The organism is Pseudoalteromonas sp. SWYJZ12 (genome assembly GCF_015864395.1).
GTDB lineage: Bacteria > Pseudomonadota > Gammaproteobacteria > Enterobacterales > Alteromonadaceae > Pseudoalteromonas > Pseudoalteromonas arctica.
In genome coordinates, this window is sequence record NZ_JADYXH010000003.1 from 392,482 (window position 1) to 413,863 (window position 21,382).

General features: G+C 39.3%; 17 protein-coding genes. 10 read left to right on the forward strand and 7 right to left on the reverse strand.

Annotated elements, in window-relative coordinates; all coding sequences use genetic code 11:
• Positions 1-9 precede the first annotated feature (9 nt).
• The 4 genes from I6F42_RS06070 (at position 10) to I6F42_RS06085 (ending at position 5,688) form a co-directional block, all read left to right on the forward strand.
• Entirely contained in the window at positions 10-1,158 is a 1,149-nt protein-coding gene (locus I6F42_RS06070; RefSeq protein WP_197151473.1) for a lactonase family protein, read from the forward strand.
• Positions 1,159-1,167: 9 nt separating this feature from the next.
• Positions 1,168-1,752 (forward strand): RNA polymerase sigma factor, encoded by a 585-nt coding sequence (locus I6F42_RS06075; RefSeq protein WP_197151475.1) that lies wholly within the window; start codon positions 1,168-1,170, stop codon positions 1,750-1,752.
• Positions 1,749-3,305, forward strand: a complete 1,557-nt coding sequence (locus I6F42_RS06080; RefSeq protein ID WP_197151477.1) for a LamG-like jellyroll fold domain-containing protein — start codon at positions 1,749-1,751, stop codon at positions 3,303-3,305. The genes I6F42_RS06075 and I6F42_RS06080 overlap by 4 nt, the downstream gene beginning before the upstream one ends.
• 64 nt (positions 3,306-3,369) lie before the next feature.
• Positions 3,370-5,688, forward strand: a complete 2,319-nt coding sequence (locus tag I6F42_RS06085; RefSeq protein WP_197151480.1) for a beta-galactosidase — start codon at positions 3,370-3,372, stop codon at positions 5,686-5,688.
• A 2-nt stretch (positions 5,689-5,690) separates the two neighbouring features.
• Here the strand turns inward: I6F42_RS06085 and I6F42_RS06090 are convergent, their stop codons facing one another.
• Positions 5,691-5,897 carry an AraC family transcriptional regulator gene (locus tag I6F42_RS06090; RefSeq protein WP_308807876.1) on the reverse strand — a complete coding sequence of 69 codons (207 nt, stop codon included), beginning with the start codon at positions 5,895-5,897 and terminating at the stop codon, positions 5,691-5,693.
• Between I6F42_RS06090 and I6F42_RS06095 the strand changes: the two genes are divergently transcribed.
• Positions 5,832-6,029, forward strand: a complete 198-nt coding sequence (locus I6F42_RS06095) for a hypothetical protein (RefSeq protein ID WP_007583024.1) — start codon at positions 5,832-5,834, stop codon at positions 6,027-6,029. The genes I6F42_RS06090 and I6F42_RS06095 overlap by 66 nt on opposite strands.
• Before the next feature lie 220 nt (positions 6,030-6,249).
• A complete protein-coding gene (locus I6F42_RS20315) occupies positions 6,250-6,378 on the forward strand; it encodes a hypothetical protein (RefSeq protein WP_269435891.1) in 129 nt (42 codons plus the stop codon).
• A gap of 91 nt (positions 6,379-6,469) precedes the next feature.
• On the opposite strand, the gene I6F42_RS06105 is transcribed toward I6F42_RS20315, so the two are convergent.
• Positions 6,470-8,425 carry a CRTAC1 family protein gene (locus I6F42_RS06105; RefSeq protein ID WP_010552867.1) on the reverse strand — a complete coding sequence of 652 codons (1,956 nt, stop codon included), beginning with the start codon at positions 8,423-8,425 and terminating at the stop codon, positions 6,470-6,472.
• A gap of 290 nt (positions 8,426-8,715) precedes the next feature.
• Here I6F42_RS06105 and I6F42_RS06110 point away from each other — a divergent pair, with 290 nt between their 5' ends.
• The 3 genes from I6F42_RS06110 to aldA are packed head-to-tail and all read left to right on the forward strand — an operon-like array spanning position 8,716 to position 11,987.
• On the forward strand, positions 8,716-9,738 hold the full coding sequence (locus tag I6F42_RS06110; protein ID WP_165725812.1) for a zinc-binding dehydrogenase: 1,023 nt from the start codon (positions 8,716-8,718) through the stop codon (positions 9,736-9,738).
• A gap of 31 nt (positions 9,739-9,769) precedes the next feature.
• Positions 9,770-10,534: a 2,5-didehydro-3-deoxy-L-galactonate 5-reductase gene (locus tag I6F42_RS06115; RefSeq protein ID WP_033012689.1), complete on the forward strand. Its 765-nt coding sequence runs from the start codon at positions 9,770-9,772 to the stop codon at positions 10,532-10,534.
• Positions 10,535-10,538: 4 nt separating this feature from the next.
• Positions 10,539-11,987, forward strand: coding sequence for an aldehyde dehydrogenase (gene aldA, locus I6F42_RS06120; protein WP_197151482.1), 1,449 nt, complete (start codon positions 10,539-10,541; stop codon positions 11,985-11,987).
• Positions 11,988-12,059: 72 nt separating this feature from the next.
• Here aldA and yfaE read toward each other — a convergent pair whose 3' ends face one another.
• The 5 genes from yfaE to ubiG all read right to left on the reverse strand — a co-directional run bounded on the left by yfaE (position 12,060) and on the right by ubiG (position 18,266).
• Positions 12,060-12,332, reverse strand: a complete 273-nt coding sequence (gene yfaE / locus I6F42_RS06125; protein ID WP_010552864.1) for a class I ribonucleotide reductase maintenance protein YfaE — start codon at positions 12,330-12,332, stop codon at positions 12,060-12,062.
• Complete coding sequence (nrdB, locus tag I6F42_RS06130) at positions 12,332-13,462, reverse strand: class Ia ribonucleoside-diphosphate reductase subunit beta (RefSeq protein WP_007583038.1); 1,131 nt, start codon at positions 13,460-13,462, stop codon at positions 12,332-12,334. Before nrdB ends, yfaE begins: the two co-directional genes overlap by 1 nt.
• Positions 13,463-13,527: 65 nt before the next feature.
• On the reverse strand, positions 13,528-15,810 hold the full coding sequence (nrdA, locus tag I6F42_RS06135; RefSeq protein WP_010552863.1) for a class 1a ribonucleoside-diphosphate reductase subunit alpha: 2,283 nt from the start codon (positions 15,808-15,810) through the stop codon (positions 13,528-13,530).
• A 1,065-nt stretch (positions 15,811-16,875) separates the two neighbouring features.
• On the reverse strand, positions 16,876-17,556 hold the full coding sequence (locus I6F42_RS06140; protein ID WP_007583042.1) for an HAD family hydrolase: 681 nt from the start codon (positions 17,554-17,556) through the stop codon (positions 16,876-16,878).
• On the reverse strand, positions 17,556-18,266 hold the full coding sequence (gene ubiG / locus I6F42_RS06145) for a bifunctional 2-polyprenyl-6-hydroxyphenol methylase/3-demethylubiquinol 3-O-methyltransferase UbiG (protein ID WP_008171708.1): 711 nt from the start codon (positions 18,264-18,266) through the stop codon (positions 17,556-17,558). The genes I6F42_RS06140 and ubiG overlap by 1 nt, the downstream gene beginning before the upstream one ends.
• A 176-nt stretch (positions 18,267-18,442) precedes the next feature.
• Here ubiG and gyrA point away from each other — a divergent pair, with 176 nt between their 5' ends.
• Entirely contained in the window at positions 18,443-21,142 is a 2,700-nt protein-coding gene (gyrA, locus tag I6F42_RS06150; protein ID WP_007583046.1) for a DNA topoisomerase (ATP-hydrolyzing) subunit A, read from the forward strand.
• Positions 21,143-21,382: the final 240 nt, after the last annotated feature.

Genomic DNA, 21,382 nt, shown 5'->3' on the forward strand with positions numbered 1-21,382 from the left:
ATTGAATAAATGAGTTTATGGCTAACAGGATTACATATACGACTTGAAAAGTGCGCTCAGCTGTTTGTTTTTATATCCTTTATTTTTTGCCTTGGTGGTTGTCAAAGTATCAGCGATGAACAATCTCGACTTAATTATTTTTTAGTCGGCAGCTACACAAATGAGCCTGATCAGGGCGTTTATTTAGTTTCTTATAACGAAAGTGATGATCTATTAATTAACGAACGCGTCGTTGTATCGGCAACCGATCCAAGCTATCTAAATTGGCAACCGACAATAAATAAATTGTATAGCATTGGTAGAGGGCTTGATAAAAAATCTGTTATTAACGTGTATGACTGGAAAAGTAACGCGTTTACAAAGCTTAAAACGTACCCGATTGAAGGAAAAGGGCTATGTCATATTAATATTTCGGATGATCGCCAGCAGTTAGCTGTTGTAAATTACACGACAGGTAATAGTGAACTGTTTAATATTAATAAGGCAGGATTATTAGTATCACGGGGTCAATTTACTAATACAGGAAGTAGTATTACGCCCAGACAACGAAGTGCTCATTTACATTTTTCGGGGTGGGATAAGCAAAGTCGCTATCTGTATTTGACGGATTTAGGTACAGACGAGATTATTGTTTTTGATAGCTTAAAAAGTGATTTTACGCCAGTACACCGCATTGAATTAACGCCGGGGGATGGGCCTCGTCATCTTGCTTTTCATCCGGCTAAAAAATTAGTGTTTAGCTTAAATGAATTGAGTAACAGTATTAGTATCTTCAAAATATTACAAAATGGTGCGTTATTACACGTTTCAAAAACAAATATAATGCCCGAAAAAGTTGGCGAGCAACAAAACCTTGCATCGGCAATTCGTATTTCTGAGGATGGTCGTCATGTTTATGTGGCTGTGCGCGGTGAGAATGCAATTTATGGTTATCAATTAATGGCAGAAACCCGACTACAATTAATTAATAAAGTCTCAAGTGGCGGTTTACATCCTCGTGATTTTAATTTTTCAAAATCACAAAAACAGTTATTAGTGGCTAATCAATATAGTAATAATGTTGTGATTATTAAGCGTGATTTAGCATCTGGGAAGTTATTTACGACTCAAAGTCAATTGCAAATTGACGCACCATCTTACGTCAGTTATTTCAATTAGGACTCTGATTTGAAAGAAAATATAATATCGTTAGATGGTAAAAGTGATGGTTCTATAATTGACGATATATTACAAGGCAATGTTGCTGCATATTCTCTGTTAGTTGAGCGTTATCAGTCTGCTGTGAGGGCCTTTTTAGTTATTCGACTAAATACCCCTCACGAAGCAGAAGATTTAGCACAAGAGACCTTTATTATTGCTTTTAAAAAAATCGCTGAGTTTAACAGTGAAAGTTCCTTTTTAGCTTGGTTGAGGGGGATTGCTGCTTATTTATTAAAAAACCATCAACGTAAACACCGAGCCGTGGCATTAGGTAGCGCTGATGAGTTAGAGCACTTAATAAATCAACACATTGATGAAAATATCCATGAAGGGGCCGAGCTTGATATGTTTGATAATTTAACTATTTGCCTTGAAAAATTAAGCGAGAAAATGCGCAATTTATTAACTGAACATTACACATTAGGCGTTTCATTGGCTGAGCTATGTCGAAAATATGAAGATAAACATTCTACTATGACTATGCGCTTATTTAGAATTCGTCAATCATTGAAAACATGTATTGATAAAAGAATACAGCAGCAGCAACGATGAGCATGACTGAACAAATGACGAAGCACCAACAACAGCTATTAGCCGCGTATTTGGCTGGCGAAGATGTTGCCGACGAATTGCTTGAAGCCTGTCAGCATGATGTTAATTTACTTGCACAAGTGAGTAAATATGTGACGAGTGAACGTTTATTAAAAGCACATCATCAATCGGATACGCGACCAGACAATTTTACCCGCAGTGTAATGGCAAAACTAAGCGAGCAACAAAAAACGATTCGGCCGAAAAGTACAATGAGCTGGTTTTCAAGCCCGTATGCGCTTGCTGCAAGTATTATGCTTTTTGTCAGCGTTATATTTTTGGCAGAGCACTTGGACTACACAAATAAGTTTGCTGAAGTCACAAAAATGACTGCTTCGCATAACGCTAATTTTTCTGTTGGCAGTCAATTAGGTCAAGGAGATATTATTCTTGAGCATGGTTACAGTGAAATTTTACTCGAAAATGGCGTGGTACTCGTTTTAGAAGCGCCGGTTAAAGTGAATTTGCAATCCAGAGATAAAGTAACGCTTCATCATGGTAAGTTAGTGGCCCGAGTACCACAAAATGCAATTGGCTTTAGAGTTGATACCCCAAGTTCAGAGATAATAGATTTAGGCACAGAATTTGGCGTCGAAGTGTCTAATAGCGGTGAATCTCAAGTACATGTGCTCGATGGTGAAATAAAAGCGCGTGGCAATAAAACGCAGTCTTATCAACATGTGAAAAAAGATCAGGCATTAGCGTTTGATTTAAATCATCAAATTACCAGCTTTGTTAGCGTACCTTCTGATTTTATGCGTGTATTACCTGGAGACTCAATAGAAGAGCCTCACTTATTACATTGGTCATTTGATGATAAGCAGCAACATAATTATCTCTCCAGCGGCCGTGGTATTGATGGGCAGCAGTATGTAGCCAAAGATAAATCACCCATTGATGAACCGTTAACAGAAGTAGCTGGGGTGTATGATAAGGCAATCAGCTTTAATGGTGAAAATAATTGGTTAGAAACACAGTACCCTGGTGTTGGCAGTGATAACCCCAGAACGGTCGCCTTTTGGCTCAAAGTACCTAGTGATTTTTTACCTGAAAATGCATACGGCATTGTGAGCTGGGGATTACAGCAAGATTATTCAGCGTGGCAAATTTCTCCTAATCCAGAGTTAATTGACGGGCCTTTAGGTAGGATCAGAATAGGGACCTATAATGCTCAAATTGTGGGTAATACCGATTTGCGAGATGATGAGTGGCACCATATTGCAGTGGTTTTATACGGTGGACTAAAGAGTAACTTAGCGACACATGTTTTGCTATATGTTGATGGTAAGCTTGAAAAAACGCAGAAAAAGTCAATCGCTAAAGTCGCAACAAATTTACAGCACCCAGCCTCTCGGCCACTGACGATAGGAAAAAATATTGGTTACATAGAAGGCGCAACACATGAGAAGCAAATGTTCTTTAAAGGCGGACTCGATGAGCTTTATGTAGTAGAAGCGGCGTTGAATCAACAGCAAATAATTCAACTAATGACTCATAACCAGTTAAATGAATAAAAATATGTGTCAGAGTGCGTTTTCATAACATTACCTATTACTCGTTAAAGTATAAGGTAATAAAATGAATAAAATAATTAGATGCTTATCTATCTTTGTATACTCAACGTTAGTTTTAAGCGGTGAAGGTGTTGCAAGGGAATTTGACTTGCAACACGATAACAAGACTATTTTAATTGACGATTTTGAGCACGCTAGTAACAGTTATAAACTAACAAATAAAAATATAAAAACGACACAAGTAATTAAAAATAAAAATAAAGCATTAGAGCTTTCGTTTTCCACTAAGCATAAATTCTCTGGGATCACACTCAAACCGAATAAGTTATGGGATCTGAGTGTTTTGGGCAATAGCGCTTTATTTTTCGATGTTTCAAACGTAAGCGACTTTCCAGTGATGCTCAGTGTGAATATCACAGGTAAAGATAAACAAGTCCAAAGACGTACAATTGGGCTAACAACTAACGAGCACGCTACATTATATTTTGAGCTCAACTCCCAGACTTTAAATGTTGATACAGGACTCAGGGACACTCCTGCTAGCTTTAAAACAACCGCACGAAAAATGATCTTGAGAGGCGCTAAACTCAATGTAGATTTTAGCCAAGTTGAAAGTATCGCTATCTATACAGAAACTCAAATAAATCCAACGGCTGTAACCGTTGATAATTTACGATTCGAAACGATACCCGATGCAAAACCAGATTTTTTAACAAACATCGTCGATAAATTTGGTCAATCTACACAGGTCAACTACCCGTTAAAGGTCAGCTCTGAACAACAATTAAGAGCAATCGCAAATAAAGAGTTAAATGATTTGTCGAAAGTAACCCCGCGGGCGGATAGAAGTAAGTTTGGCGGTTGGAAGCAAGGGCCTAAGTTAAAGGCAACAGGTTTTTTTCGTACGGAAAAAGTAAATGGCAAATGGGCGTTAGTTGACCCCGAAGGTTATTTGTTTTTTTCCTCAGGTATTGCCAACGCGCGAATGGCTAACACAACAACATTTACAGGTGTAGATTATCGCGATGATGCGGTCAGAGCGCGTGACCCTGATGATGTAACGCCAGAAGATTCAAAGGGTTTAAATAGTAATTTAGCTAAATATCAAAAATCAGCCTACATCGCTTATCCAGACCGAAGAGCCATGTTTAATTGGCTACCACAGTATAATGATAAGTTGGCAAATCACTATAGTTACAAGCGCTCATCTCATCTTGGACCAATCCAACATGGGGAAGTTTTTAGCTTTTACCAAGCAAATTTAGAACGTCGTTATGCTCAGCAATACCCAGATTCTTATATTGATAAATGGCGCGAAGTAACCTTAAAAAGAATGCAAGATTGGGGCTTTACTTCATTTGGGAATTGGACCGATGCTAGTTTTTATAATAATCAACAAGTTCCCTATTTTGCGAATGGGTGGATCATCGGCGACTTTAAAAGGTTGAGTTCTGGTTTTGATTATTGGGGAGCCATGCCTGACCCTTTCGATCCTGAATTTGTTAAAAGAGCTAACATAACCACTCAAGTTATTGCCCAAGAAGTACAAAATAACCCTTGGTGTATTGGGGTGTTTATTGATAACGAAATGAGCTGGGGAGGAGAGGGCTCAACAACCTTACGTTATGGCATTGTACTTGATGCACTATCTAAAACGACTGCGAATAGCCCGACCAAATCAGTGTTCAGTGATATGTTAAAACAAAAGTATAAAACTATTAGCCAGCTAAATAAGGCATGGAATAGAAATATTAAGTCATGGGAAGTATTTAATAATACTGGCGTTAACTATAAAAAAGACAGTAATTTTAATAACGCTATGATTGCCGATTTGTCGTGGTTGTTAACTCGTTTCTCCGATGAATATTTTAAGGTTGTAAATCATTCTTTAAAATCAGTATTGCCTGACCATTTATATATGGGCGCGAGGTTTACTTCTTGGGGGACATCGCCAGAAGCTCGCTGGTCTGCTAAGAAGTATGCCGATGTGATCAGTTATAATTATTATCGTGAAGGACTAGACCCGATGACATGGGATATGTTGAAAGAACTAGATATGCCTACGATTATTGGGGAATTTCACATTGGTTCAGGTGATACTGGTCAACCGAATCCAGGCATTATCCATGCTGCTAATCAACGCGATCGTGCTGATATGTACAAAACCTATATGAAAACGGTTATTGATAATCCGTATTTAATTGGTGCTCACTGGTTCCAATATATCGATTCGCCAATTACCGGTCGGGCGTATGATGGCGAAAATTATAATGTTGGATTTGTAACAACAACAGACATTCCCTACCCAGAGTTAGTTGAAGCGGCTAAACAAGTTCATAAATCTTTGTATCAGCAGCGTTATGGTGATGTGGAAATTAAATAAACTCATTTAACTGCCCTCATCGATGACTTTAATTGGCATTGATGTTGGTATTCTTTTGGTGATAACTCGGTGTGTTTTTTAAATACCGTTGAAAAGTACGCTGAGTTATTAAATCCTACCGCATAGGCTTCAAGGTAATCACGATGAATATCATCGCTACTCAGCGAGAGTTTGATAACTTTTGTTTTCGTGATGGCGCGCGTGGTTATTTTTCATATGGTAAAGCAGAACAACAGGCTTACCCTTCTCAAAAGATGGAGCGAGACTTTAAACACTATGCTGAACACGAAGGGTACTTAGTGGATACACTTGCGACTCAAGCCAGTCATTTTACTGATTAATCAGTCGCCGAATAAACAACCTTTCTTTGCTGTATTATCGCTTTCAGCGGTTCATAGGCCGAGTAAGCAACGGATGCTGCTTAAGCTCAGTTTGCACATTTTATAGGCGAGGGGGAGTATTAGCTGCGACGAATTTTGCTATGGATCGCCCGATTGTTGTCGTATTAGATAAGCTTAACTTAACGCACTTAAAGTTAGTGATAAAACTCTAGGACATATCTTGGTTGATACATTACCTGCTGAACAAGCGAAATTAGCAAAGCTTTGGAATGAGTGGAATAAACACAATACGAATAATGTATTGCAGCAACCATGGGAATACAAAGTACAGATAGATAAGTTTTTTTGAACAGTTAAATAAGCAGAATATTGAATTGGTAAAACAAGCCCCCTGTCGTTATTCGCTTAATTAAGGGGGCCATGAGAGTCGCGTCTATAGATCAGTTATTTAAGTTACCAATACTTATTAATTGATCTGCAGGTTGTTTATTTAAAAGCTCAGAGCTGCCATCTCGCCATGTAACGATAACTGATGAGATTGAATCTGCTTGTGCTAATCCAAAATGTACAATATTAAGTAAGCTTTGCGAGTGAGTAGCACTTTGCGAGCCAATAACTTGATATTGGTTCGCAGTTGCTGTTTTAATTTGTACTTTTGCACCATACGGATCAACCCCACTTTTTGAGTATCCAACTCTAATAAGGGTGAAGTGGGCGTGACTTAACTCAGTGGTATTTTTATATAAATGCCATTGGCCGTTATCTTCATCTCCGCTTAGTAGGTCGAGTTTTCCGTCTAGGTTGAAGTCAAATGCGGCTCCCATATCGCCGTGTGAGTCTAAGCCACGTTCGGTATCGGCGTTATGAGTGATTGTTGCTTTAAAGTTGTAATCACCTTGGTTAATGAGTAAAACATCAGCAACTCGCTCTTTTAGTTCGCCAAAGCGATAGACCATAAAGTCTATTTTTGTGTCGTTATTAAAATCGCCGGGTACAACTCCCCAGTTATTACTGTTTGTTAATGCTGATAATTTAGATGAAATATCAACCAGCTTACCATTATCGTTACGTAGTAATACATCAGGAAGGGCGAGATTTTGTGGTTGCCAATCGCTTTGATAGCCTTTTACATTTTTGAATGATGCGCGTACATCCCATGCAAGGTTATCGGTAAGTACCCATTCTACTCGCCATTTATTATTCCCTAAATACCCAATGTACCAGCCAGTTTTATCAAGCTTAGTTGGAAACCCGCGTGCTCTTTTCTGGCTAATGGTGGTGTTTTTATTGGGTGTATTTATTAATTCTTTTTTCTCGCCTATGTATACATCCATTTGGCTTAATAGCTTGGCACGCGGGAAGTGATAAAAGTCACTTAGTATAAGACTTCCTGAGTTTGTGTTGTCGGTAATGAGTGTTATGCCATCGTGGCTTTTATTACCTTCATCACGCAGGTCTAGCCGTTTGCTGCCTTTATTAAACGATAGACTGTTATTAGCGATAGCGTAGCTTAGCTTTCCGCGAGCAAGGTAGTAGTCCATATCGCCGTCGTTATCTATATCAGCTTGTGCAACTGCGAGCGTGCCTTTGTAGGCTTCACTATTTGCACCTAATAGATCTTTAGTAACATTGGCAAAGGTAAAGTCGTTATTACCTTGATAAATAGTTAAATCGTTGTATCCATCAAAAGCAAAAATATCGAGTATGTCATCGTTATTGTAATCGGTTAATAATACACGCTCGGCTTTTATATTTTCAAAAGTAGCTGATGGGTGATAAGTAAACTTTCCATTACCGAGATTTTCAAAAATGATATTGCGTGGTGAGTTTTCGTGAATTAATTTTTCGGCGTTTACTTGTATAAAATCAAGATCACCATCGGCATCTACATCAACCCAGCGCACAGAGCGCCCGCGAGCCCCCATTTTAGATAAGCCAGCTTCAACAGTTTTATCTTCAAATTTACCATTATTGTTCTTAAGTAGTCGCTGGGGTTGAGGTGTGGTGCCATTTCCACCGCCTAGTGCAATAAGTACATCGAGATCGCCATCGTTGTCGTAATCACCGGCCGACATACCGTGTAGATCTGCTCGTGGAAAAATATCGTTTTGTAGTGTGTATGTGCCATCTCCATTTGCCATAAATAAACGAATAGGGGTGGTGTCGTGATTTGTTAGCAGCAGATCATAATGACCATCACTGTTTATATCGGCAATGGTAGGGCCGCCATACTTCCAGTTTTTTTGTGTTATTAAGCCTGCTTGTTCAGACACATCAGAAAATACAACGTTATTACTTGTTTGGCTACTGGGCGTTTGTGTGGTTTGGCTGCATCCCGCTAAGCTTATAGCGCTAATTATCAGTAAGCTAAGAATTGATTTTTTGTTTTTAATCACTATAGTCCTCCTTTATATTGTGTTAATTGTTGACAATATAGGTTGAAAGTAAAACATACAAGTAAATTTTATTACTCAAGCCTTAATGTTTTTAACAGGCCCGCTTTACTGCTCTGAAGTTATATTAAATATTAAGAGTGGCTTTACAAACAACATACCTAGGTGTAAATTGTTAACAATAAACCATATTAAGGTGTGATAGTTCACTTTGATATTCCTCGTATCGGCATTGTTTTAATGATGCATTACTTGGTTACTATTTAATTAAACATTCTTGAAGGTATAAAAATATGCAAGCTGCACAATATATAGGTAACAAGTCATTTAACATTGTTGAAGGCACATCTATTAAACCTAAAGCGGGTGAGATTAGATTGAGTGTTGGATACGTTGGGATTTGCGGTACTGATATGCACATATACCATGGTGTGATGGATCAACGAGTGTCTATTCCGCAAACAATTGGCCATGAAATATCAGGTGTTGTTGCAGAAATAGGTGAAGGCGTTGAAGGCTTTGCTGTAGGGGAAAACGTGGTAGTACGCCCATTAGATTGGTGTGGCGATTGTCCTACGTGTAATGCAGGGCATACGCATATTTGTCAAAACTTAAAGTTTATGGGAATAGATACACCAGGTGCTTTTCAGTCAAGCTGGACAGTTAAAGCGCGTACTTTGCATAAATTACCAGCAGGCGTTGATTTAAAACAAGGCGCATTAATAGAGCCTTTATCGGTTGCGTGCCATGATGTACGACGCTCGCGCTTACAAGCGGGTGAGAAAGTGGTTGTACTTGGTGGCGGGCCAATTGGGCAATTAGTTGCTGCGGTTGCTAAAAGTGTTGGTGCAGAAGTACTCGTGTCTGAGCCTAACAAAAGCCGCCGTGCTTTTGCCGATGAGCTAGGTGTTAAATCGGTTAATCCCATTGAAGAAGATTTAGCTGCCTATGTAGATAGTTGGACACAAACAAAAGGTGCAGATGTTGTATTTGAAGTATCAGGCGTAAAACCCGCAATAGAGGCTATGACCGAAATAGCAGGGCGTCGGGGTCGTATAGTAATGGTGGCTATTCACAGTGTTAAACCTGAAATCGATTTATTTCAATTCTTTTGGAAAGAGTTGGAGTTATTAGGTGCACGTGTATACGAAGCGGCCGATTTTGATTGGGCTATCGAATTAATTTCATCGGGCCAAATAGATCTTAAACCTTTCATTAGTTCGGTTAGTTCGTTAACTGATATTGGTAGTGCATTTGCGAGTATGGATGGAAATCCAGAAGGCATGAAAGCGCTTGTTGAATGTAATCCACAATAATAAAAATTATAAAGGTATGAAAATGAATCAGATGCTAGAAAAATTTAGCTTAGAAGGCAAAGTAGCCCTAGTTACAGGTTGTAAGCGCGGTATTGGTAAAGGTATTGCACTAGGTTTAGCGCAGGCTGGCGCTGATATTATTGGTGTATCTGCAAGCTTAGAGCTTGAAGGCTCAGAAGTAGAAAAAGAAGTTAAAGCCCTTGGCCGAAACTTTAAAGCCTACCAATGTGATTTTGGTGATCGTGATGCGCTTTATTCTTTTATTAATGATGTAAAAAGTGATTTTTCAAAAATTGATATTTTAGTTAATAATGCAGGTACAATCCTACGTGCTCCTGCGGCTGAGCATGGTGATGATTTATGGGATAAAGTGATTGAAGTTAACTTAAATGCTCAATTTATTTTAAGCCGCGAAATAGGCAAACAAATGATAGAACATGGCGAGGGTAAAGTTATTTTTACAGCTTCTTTGCTTACCTTTCAAGGTGGTATTACAGTACCAGGTTACGCAGCTAGTAAAGGTGCTATTGGGCAATTGGTTATGGCGCTTTCAAATGAATGGGCTGGCAAAGGCATTAATGTAAATGCCATTGCGCCAGGTTACATTGATACCGATAATACTGAAGCATTACGCAATGACAAAGAGCGTAATGCAGCCATCTTAGCGCGCATTCCACAAGGTCGATGGGGAAATCCTGAAGACTTTAAAGGGCCCGCAGTGTTCTTGGCTTCTGAGGCTGCTAGTTATGTAAACGGCGCTATTTTATTGGTTGATGGCGGATGGATGGGGAGATAGTACAATGAACTTTCATAATAATGTGAATTTTATAAATGGTGAATATGTCGCTTCTAAAGTAAGTGGCACCATTGAAATATTAAGCCCATCTACGGGTAAAAAAATTGGTGAAATACCAAAAGGCTGTATAGAAGATGCGCAGTATGCACTTGAGTCAGCGAATGTAGGCCAGAAAAAGTGGGCTAAATTGACAGCTCGCACACGTCAAAATATATTGCGCGTGTTTGCTAATAAAATTCGTGAAAATAAAGATATTCTTGCACCAATGCTTGTTGCAGAGCAAGGTAAATTGCTATCAGTTGCACAAATGGAAGTCGACGTAACAGCGACTTTTATTGACTATGCATGCGACCATGCACTTACTATTGAAGGCGATATTTTACCTTCAGATAACGAAGATGAAAAAATATACATTTATAAAGTGCCACGTGGCGTAGTTGTTGGTATTACTGCGTGGAATTTTCCGCTGGCATTGGCTGGTCGTAAAATTGGACCTGCGTTGATTACAGGTAACTCTATTGTATTAAAACCTACTCAAGAAACACCTTTAGCAACCACCGAGCTGGGTCGTTTAGCAAACGAAGCGGGGATTCCTGCTGGCGTGCTAAACGTTATTAATGGATCAGGTTCTGTTGTTGGCCAAGCATTGTGTGAAAGCCCAATTACTAAAATGATCACCATGACAGGCTCTACTGCTGCAGGTAAGCAAATTTATAAAACTAGCGCAGAATATATGACGCCTGTAATGCTTGAACTTGGCGGTAAAGCCCCGATGGTTGTTATGGCAGATGCCGACCTTGATGAGGCTGTTGAAGGTGCGCTTTGGGGTCGCTTTGCTAACTGCGGGCAAGTATGCACCTGTGTTGAGCGTTTATATGTTCAAGAGTCTGTGTACGATGCGTTTATGGCTAAATTTATACCAGCTGTAAAAGCACTTCGTGTTGGGGATCCTATGAACCCAGATACACAAATGGGTCCTAAATGTAATCAACGTGAAATAGACAACATTGATCACATAGTTCAACAAAGTATTCAACAAGGCGCTTCTGTCGCCACTGGTGGTAAAGTTGCTTCTGTTGAGGGTTTCGAAGGTGGTTGTTGGTACGAACCAACGTTACTTGTAGACGTTAAGCAAGATAACATTGCAGTGCACGAAGAAACTTTTGGGCCAGTACTCCCAATTGTCAAAGTTAAAGATATGGATCAAGCGATTAAATACTGTAACGACAGTATTTATGGCTTAAGCGCTTATATATTTACGCAAAACTTTTCAGATATTAATAAAGCAATTAACGAGTTAGAAGTGGGTGAAGTTTATATTAACCGTGGTATGGGTGAGCAGCATCAAGGTTTTCATAATGGCTGGAAACAGAGCGGCTTTGGCGGCGAAGATGGTAAATTTGGTTTAGAGCAATATCTAGAGAAGAAAACCGTTTATTTGAAAGAAAAATAAAACTTAGCCGTAATGCACCTTAAGAAAAAAGCCAATAACGTTTTCATTATTGGCTTTTTATTTGTCAGAAAATTACTTTAAATTAATACTTACGTTGCCATTGGGTTTACAGCAGCACAGGAGTATTTCGCCTTCGCGTACAAGCGCAAGTGGCTCTTCGTTATACTCAACACTGCCTGACACTAAAGTTGCTCTACAAGCGCCGCAGTAACCTTCGCGGCATTGGAATGCGACGTCTATTTTCATGGATTCTAAGCACTGTAAAAGAGAAGGGCAGCCAGCGGTAAATTCTATACACTGGCTGTTTTCTGCAAGCGTTATGCTTGCAGTAGACTTGTCACTCATTATAAATCAAAATCACCAAATTCTGATGCATCAACTTGAGAGTCTATTTGACCAACAAGGTATGAGCTAATTTCTGCTTCTTGTGGTGCTACTTGCACATTATCAGACACTAACCACGAGTTTATCCATGGGATAGGGTTACTGTTATTTTCAAACTGTGCTGGCAAGCCAATGGCAGTCATACGTGCATTAGTAATGTATTCAACGTACTGACATAAAATATGTTTATTTAAGCCAATCATTGAACCATCTTTAAATAAATACTCAGCCCACTCTTTTTCTTGCTCTGCAGCATCAACAAACATTTTAATCGCTTCGTCGCGGCACTGGGCTGCAACAATCGCCATTTCTGGGTCATCTTTACCGTCTTGCATAATGTTTAAAATATGCTGAGTACCCGAAAGGTGAAGTGCCTCATCGCGCGCAATAAGCTTGATGATTTTAGCGTTACCTTCCATCAATTCACGCTCAGCAAACGCAAACGAACATGCAAAGCTTACGTAAAAGCGAATCGCTTCAAGAATATTTACCGACATCATAGCTAGGTATAGTTTCTTTTTAAGCTCAAACAAATTCACGATAACAGTTTTACCATTAATCTCGTGCTTGCCTTCACCGTATAAATTGTAAAGCGATACAGAGTTGATTAAGTCGTCGTAGTATTTTGTTACGGCATCAGCACGTTCGCTAATTTTATCGTTGCTAACAATGTCATCAAAAATAAGTTCAGGTGCTTGTGTTACGTTACGGATAATATGTGTGTATGAGCGGCTGTGAATCGTTTCACTAAATGCCCACGTTTCTATCCATGTTTCAAGCTCTGGTAGCGATACAATAGGGAGTAGGGCAACGTTTGGCGAACGACCTTGCACACTATCAAGCAAAGTTTGGTATTTTAGGTTACTTAAAAATATATGCTTTTCGTGATCGGGTAACGCTTGAAAGTCTAAACGGTCTTTACTTACATCTACTTCCTCAGGACGCCAAAAGAAAGACAGTTGCTTCTCGATTAGTTTTTCAAAAATTGGGTATTTTTGTTGGTCGTAACGAGATACGTTTACAGTTTGGCCAAAAAACATTGGCTCTTGCATTTGGTTATTATGGTTTCGGCTAAAAGTAGTATAAGACATGTTTATCACTCAAAAAACTATCAGAAAAAGCGGGCTAAATGCCCGCTTAAAATAAAAATCAGCAGTTATATTTTACACGCGCCGCCTTCACAATCATCATCTTCCACTTCTGGAGTATCTTCTTGCATATCTGAGGCACCATCACGAGTATTGTGGTAGTACAAGGTTTTAACACCTAGTTTGTACGCGCTTAGTAAGTCTTTTAATAAGACTTGCATAGGTACTTTACCGCCTTCGAACTTGTTTGGATCATAATTTGTATTTGCAGAAATTGTTTGGTCTACAAATTTTTGCATTATACCAACAAGCTGCAAGTAACCATCGTTTGATGGAATGTCCCACAGTAGCTCGTATTGATCTTTTAAACGCTCATACTCAGGAACAACTTGCTTTAAGATACCGTCTTTACTTGCTTTAACGCTAATATGTCCACGTGGTGGTTCAATACCATTTGTTGCATTAGAGATTTGCGACGATGTTTCTGATGGCATTAACGCACTTAGTGTTGAGTTACGCATACCGTGCTCTTTAATATTTGCACGCAGTGTATCCCAATCAAGATGAAGTGGCTCATCACAAATTTTATCTAAATCACGTTTGTACGTATCTGTTGGCATAATGCCTTGTGAATACGTTGTTTCGTTAAACTTAGGACAGGCACCACGCTCTTTAGCAAGCTCGTTTGATGCTTTCATCAAGTAGTATTGAATCGCTTCAAATGTTTTATGAGTCAGTGCATTTGCGCTGCCATCTGAATAACGCTTACCGTTTTTAGCTAGGTAGTATGCGTAGTTAATCACGCCTATACCTAACGTTCGACGACCCATAGTTGCATTTTTAGCAGCCGGTACTGGGTAGTCTTGGAAATCAAGTAAGTTATCAAGTGCGCGTACTGCAAGTTCTGCTAGCTCTTCAAGCTCATCAAGTGATTCTATTGCACCTAAGTTAAACGCAGACAGTGTACAAAGGGCAATTTCGCCTTCTTCGTCATTTACGTTATTAAGTGGCTTAGTTGGCAATGCAATTTCTAAACATAAGTTAGATTGGCGAATAGGCGCAACTTTAGCAATGAACGGGCTGTGTGTATTACAGTGGTCCACATTTTGTAAATAAATACGACCTGTACTAGCACGCTCTTGCGCAAACATAGAGAAAAGCTCAATCGCTTTAATGCGTTTTTTACGAATCGATTCGTCTTGTTCGTATTTTACGTAAAGCGCGTCAAACTCAGCTTGGTCTTCAAAAAATGCATCGTAAAGACCAGGCACATCTGATGGGCTAAATAACGTAATGTAGTCGTCTTTAATTAAACGAGAGTACATTAGTTTATTAAACTGTACGCCGTAATCTAGGTGACGAACGCGGTTGTCGTCTACACCACGGTTATTTTTAAGTACAAGTAGGTTTTCTACTTCTAAATGCCAAAGCGGGTAGAACAATGTTGCAGCGCCGCCACGTACACCACCTTGCGAACAACTTTTAACAGCTGTTTGAAAGTGCTTATAAAAAGGAATACAACCTGTGTGGTACGCTTCGCCGTTACGAATATGGCTACCTAGCGCACGAATTCGACCAGCATTAATACCAATACCTGCGCGTTGTGAAACGTATTTAACAATAGCTGACGACGTTGCATTGATTGAATCAAGGCTATCGCCACATTCAATTAATACACACGAGCTAAACTGGCGAGTAGGTGTACGTACACCCGACATAATTGGCGTTGGTAGAGATATTTTAAATAACGATACTGCGTCGTAAAAGCGCTTAATGTAAGAAACGCGTGTTTCACGCGGGTAGTCAGAGAATAAGCTCGCTGCTACTAAAATATATAAAAACTGTGCACTTTCGTAGATTTCACCCGATACACGGTTTTGAACGAGATACTTACCTTCAAGCTGTTTTACAGCCGCGTAGCTAAAGTTAAGATCGCGAGAATGATCAAGGTATGCATCAAGCTCGTCTAATTCTTGCTCTGTGTAATCTACTAATAAGTGAGCATCGTAGCGTTTATCGCCAACCATTTTTGTTACGTGGTCAAATAAACGTGGTGGCTCAAATTGACCGTACGCTTTTTTACGTAAATGGAATACAGCTAAACGTGCAGCTAAGTATTGATAATCAGGCGATTCTTTTGAAATCTGATCCGCTGCTGCTTTAATGATGGTTTCGTGAATGTCTTTAGTACGAATACCGTCGTAAAACTGAATGTGCGATTTTAATTCAACTTGCGAAACCGAAACGTTGCTTAAACCTTCGGCGGCCCATTCAATAACGCGATGGATCTTATCCAGATCAAGAGGTTCTTTGCGCCCGTCACGTTTGCTTACAGATAACTGTTGGTTCATTTGCCTGTATTCCTTGGGAATTATGTATTTTGACCAATGCTTTATGCCTCGCCGAAGCAAGGTACATACTCATTTATTATAGGTTTCACCGTATTGGCGAATTTAATTGAATAACATTTGGCCACAATATCTGGTGTTGTTCAATTTAGAGATCACAAGATAGTGTGGTCTGAGTTGTTTTGCAAGGGACATAATTGCCCCTGTTTGTGGATAACTTTGGGATAACGCATTTGTGTTAGTAGACACTCACCTTCGAACAATCATTTAAGTTGAAATATGCAAAAATCAACTAATGATCTGCTAAATTTACTCATTTTAAAAATAAATTTTGACTGCTTTTTTTATCAGCAAGCTTTGTGTGAAAACTAACACAATCACAATATATAGTGTTTATTAATTAACATAGCACTATATATGGTTTCAGTGCACTATCTAAGTGAGTTGTTTAGTGTTCATGGTTGAACGCTTTTATAAATAAAAAGCATAATTAGAGGGAAGATATAGAAATGGGCTAAAAGATAGCCCATTTAAATTTATACAAAGAGCATGCTGCTCAGTGTAATAATTTTAAAAATACCTATTATTACACTTTCTGATATTTCTATAGATAAACTGAACTTCAATTTTAGTTATCCTAAATCTGAGTTAGTCACTTGCTGAGAATATAAGAATAAGTTACGCTCAAACTTCCAAACTTGGGCACTTTCTTAAAACTCGAGCAAGTGTCTTTGCTAACATCATATTCAAAATTTGAGTATGGTGTTAGCCCCTCCACTTAATTGAAATATCAATCCCATCAAAGTGTTAATAAAACTCTAATGTGGTCTGAGTTGTTTTGCAAGGGACATAATTGCCCCTATTTGTGGATAACTTCGGTATAGCGTATTTGTGTTAGTAGACGCTCACACTTAAACGACCACTCAACCAAAGGCGTTTAAAAAGTAAACTAATGATCTGCTAAATTTACGCATTTTAAAAATAAATTCTGACTGCTTTTTTTATCAGCAAGCTTTGTGTGAAAACTAACACAATCACAATATATAGTGTTTAATAATTAACATAGCACTATATATGGTTAAAACCATCAATTGGGCTTAGCCAGTTAAAATTGGCTTCCCAAGCTATCGCTTCATCTTTACTTGGAATGTAACCCCAAAGTGCCGTTGCGGTATGCATACCTGCCGCTTTGCCTGCTTGTATGTCACGCTGTGCATCACCAATGTATAAACATCGGCTTGGTTCTACCTGCATAAGCTTTGCACAATGTAGCAGTGGTAGAGGTGATGGCTTAGCTTCAGCTAATGTGTCGCCACTTATTACTACACTGGCATTTTTTAATGCGGGAATAGCTGCCACTAAAGGATCGGTTAAAAACCCTGGTTTATTAGTCATGATCCCCCACTTGATCTTTTTCTGATCAAGGGCGATAAGTAACGATTCAACTCCGCTGAAGCAACGTGTGTGATTTGCTATGTTTGTGGCGTACTCGTCAACTAATTGCTTTATAAGCTCGCTTTGGGGTTGTTTAGCCCATAATTCTTTAAAACCAGCCTCTAATAATGCGCCTGCGCCGTTAGATGCCGCAGGACGGTATATATCACTACTAACAGGTTCTATTTTATTGCTAATAAGGACTGCGTTTAAAGCGGCACCTAAATCATCAGCTGTGTCGAGTAGGGTGCCGTCTAAATCAAATAAAAATGCATCGTACTCAATAAGGGGTAGGGGGGCTTGAGAGTTAGCCATTAAGCTAACTTCTCAAAATAAAGTATGTAATTTACGCTAACGTCACTATTGAGCGTATATTGCTTTGATAGTGGGTTATAAGAAAGCCCTGTACTTGCACGAACTTTTAAACCGGCTTGCTCTGCCCATGCAATAAGCTGTGCAGGCTTTATAAACTTTTTATGGTCGTGTGTACCTTCAGGCACCATTTTTAAGAGTTTTTCAGCGCCAACAATCGCGTATAAATATGCTTTAGGTGTTTTGTTCAGGGTTGAAAAAAACACGTCCGCGCCTGGTTTGGCAAGTGCAGCTACAGCATGAATGATAGATGCTGGGTCGGGAACGTGCTCAAGCATTTCCATACACGTTATTACATCAAAGCGCTCAGGGTACTGTGTTGCAAACTCTTCTGCAGGCACTTTTATATAATCTACATTTACGCCAGTTTCTAAACTGTGCAACTTAGCAACGGTTAGAGGCTCTTGGCCCATATCGATGCCAGTTACTTTTGCACCCATACGCGCCATGCTTTGGCTTAAAATACCGCCGCCACAGCCAACGTCGAGTGTTTCTTTATCGAATAAGCCTTGCGTTTTGTTTGCTATAAAGTCTAAACGTAACGGGTTAATTTCGTGAAGAGGTTTGAATTCTCCGTCTAGGTCCCACCAACGCTCAGCGATGGCTTCAAATTTTGCTATTTCTGCGTGATCTACATTTTGATGTTCGGTCATAAAATACTTCCTCGTCAATCTGAGGCCATTATATAGGGCTAAATTGATAAATCGCAAAGTTTTGCGCCTGTAAATTAAAATTAATTGTGATAGCATGGCTGTTAGAAATAATAACAATACTCTTAATACCCAATACCGGGTTGTTGAGAGCTGATACTGAAGGAATGTGATATCAAATGACTGATCTCGCCAATGAAATTCTGCCAGTCAATATTGAAGACGAGTTAAAAAACTCCTACTTAGATTACGCAATGAGCGTAATAGTAGGACGTGCATTACCAGACGTACGTGACGGCTTAAAACCTGTTCATCGCCGCGTTTTGTTTGCAATGAACGAGCTTAGTAATGACTGGAACAAGCCTTACAAAAAATCGGCCCGTGTGGTCGGTGACGTAATCGGTAAATACCATCCACACGGCGACAGTGCAGTTTATGACACGATAGTTCGTATGGCTCAGCCATTCTCACTACGTTATATGCTTGTAGATGGCCAAGGTAACTTCGGTTCGGTTGATGGTGATTCAGCAGCGGCAATGCGTTATACAGAAGTACGTATGGCAAAAATGTCGCATGAGTTATTAGCCGATCTTGAAAAAGAAACGGTTGATTTCGTTCCTAACTACGACGGCACTGAGTTCATCCCTGACGTGTTACCTACGAAAGTCCCTAATTTATTAGTGAATGGTTCGTCGGGTATTGCAGTAGGTATGGCTACAAATATACCACCACATAACTTAACTGAAGTTGTGAACGGTTGTTTGGCACTTATTCAAAATCCTGATTTAACTATTTTAGAGTTAATGGATTATATTCCTGGTCCTGATTTCCCAACGGCTGCAATTATCAACGGTAAAAAAGGCATTGAACAAGCCTATTTAACTGGCCGTGGTAAAGTGTACATGCGTGCACGCGCCGACGTCGAAACCGATGAAAAAACAGGCCGTGAAACAATTATCGTTCACGAAATTCCTTATCAAGTTAATAAAGCCCGTTTAATTGAAAAAATTGCTGAGCTTGTTAAAGATAAGAAAATTGAAGGTATTAGTGCACTACGTGATGAATCAGATAAAGACGGTATGCGTATCGTTATTGAAATTAAACGTGGTGACGTAGGCGAAGTTATTTTAAATAACTTGTATTCACAAACTCAGTTACAAACTGTGTTTGGTATGAATATGGTTGCATTAATTAACAACCAACCTAAGTGTTTTAATCTAAAAGAAATGCTTGAAGAGTTTATTATTCACCGCCGTGAAGTAGTAACTCGTCGTACCGTGTTTGATTTACGCAAAGCGCGTGACCGTGCTCATACGCTTGAAGGTTTAGCAATTGCGCTTGCAAACATTGACCCAATTATCGAGCTTATTCGTAAATCACCTACACCTGCTGAAGCTAAAATTGCTTTAACTGCACGTCCGTGGGAATTAGGTCATGTACAAGGTATGCTTGAAAAAGCAGGCGAAGATAATGTAGCCCGTCCAGATTGGCTTGCTGATGATTTAGGTATTCGCGACGGTCAATACTATATTTCTGAGCAACAAGCTCAAGCAATTCTAGATTTGCGTTTACACAAGCTGACTGGTCTTGAACACGAAAAAATCTTAACTGAATATCAAGCGTTGTTAGAGTTAATTGCTGAGCTACTTTATATTTTGGCAACACCTGAGCGTTTAATGGAAGTTATTCGTGACGAACTAGTTGAAATTAAAGCGCAGTATGGCGACGAACGTCGTACCGAGATTAATGCAGCGGCTCACGATATCAGCCTTGAAGACTTAATTACCGAAGAAAACGTTGTTGTAACGCTTTCTCACGAAGGGTATGTGAAGTATCAGGCATTGTCTGATTACGAAGCACAACGTCGTGGTGGTAAAGGTAAGTCAGCAACGAAGATGAAAGATGAAGATTTCATTGAACGTCTGTTAGTTGCAAATACACACGATACTATTTTATGTTTCTCTACGGCCGGTCGTTTATATTGGCTTAAAGTGTATCAGTTACCACTAGCAAGTCGTGCAGCGCGCGGTAAGCCAATTGTTAACTTGTTACCACTTGAAGCTGATGAACGTATTACTGCTATATTGCCAGTACGCGAGTACGCAGAAGATAAATATATCTTTATGGCTACTGCATTCGGTACAGTTAAGAAAACACCATTAACGGCTTACAGTCGTCAACGTGCAAGCGGTATTATTGCTGTTAACTTAAATGATGGCGATAGCTTGATTGGTGTTGATATTACCGATGGTAGCAACGAAATTATGTTGTTCACTGATGCAGGTAAAGTTGTACGCTTCAAAGAAGCTGAAGAAACAACAGTTGTTGATGAAAACGGCAACCCAGTATTAGACGAAGAAGGTAACCCTGAGATTCGCTTCAAAGGTGTTCGCCCAATGGGTCGTACTGCTACAGGTGTTCGTGGTATTAAAATGCCAGACGAGCAACGCGTAGTATCGTTAATTGTACCAAAAACTGACGGTGCCATTCTAACGGTAACTGAAAATGGTTACGGTAAGCGTACACAACTTGAAGATTACCCATCTAAGAGCCGTGCAACACAAGGTGTTGTATCAATTAAGGTGAGTGAACGTAACGGTGCTGTTGTTGGTGCTGTGCAAGTTGATGACAACGATGAAATAATGATTATTTCGAATCGTGGTACCTTAGTACGAACTCGCGTTAATGAAGTTTCAACGGTTGGACGTAACACACAAGGTGTTATTTTGATCAGAACTATTGACGGAGAGCAAGTAGTTGGTTTACAACGTATAGAAGAGATTGAAGTTACAGAAAGTGACTTAATTGATATTGAAGACGTTGAAACAGTAGATACGGTTATTGATGAAGTAGCGGATGATAATCCTCCTTCAGAATAATTGATATTGAAAAAGCGGCCTTGGCCGCTTTTTTTAATGTTGTTGAAAAAAATTAATAGGGTGTGAAATTATACTCATACCAATTCGCTTAATTAAGAGATCTATTTTGAGGGTGGAAAAACGTGTTGATAGCTAGGCAAAAAATTCGCTATTTAGTTGTTCTAAATGAGAATTTTTTAACGCAAGTAGCGACACGTTTAGCCCCGCAAAATGATTAAGTATTATTGCGGATTGGTATTA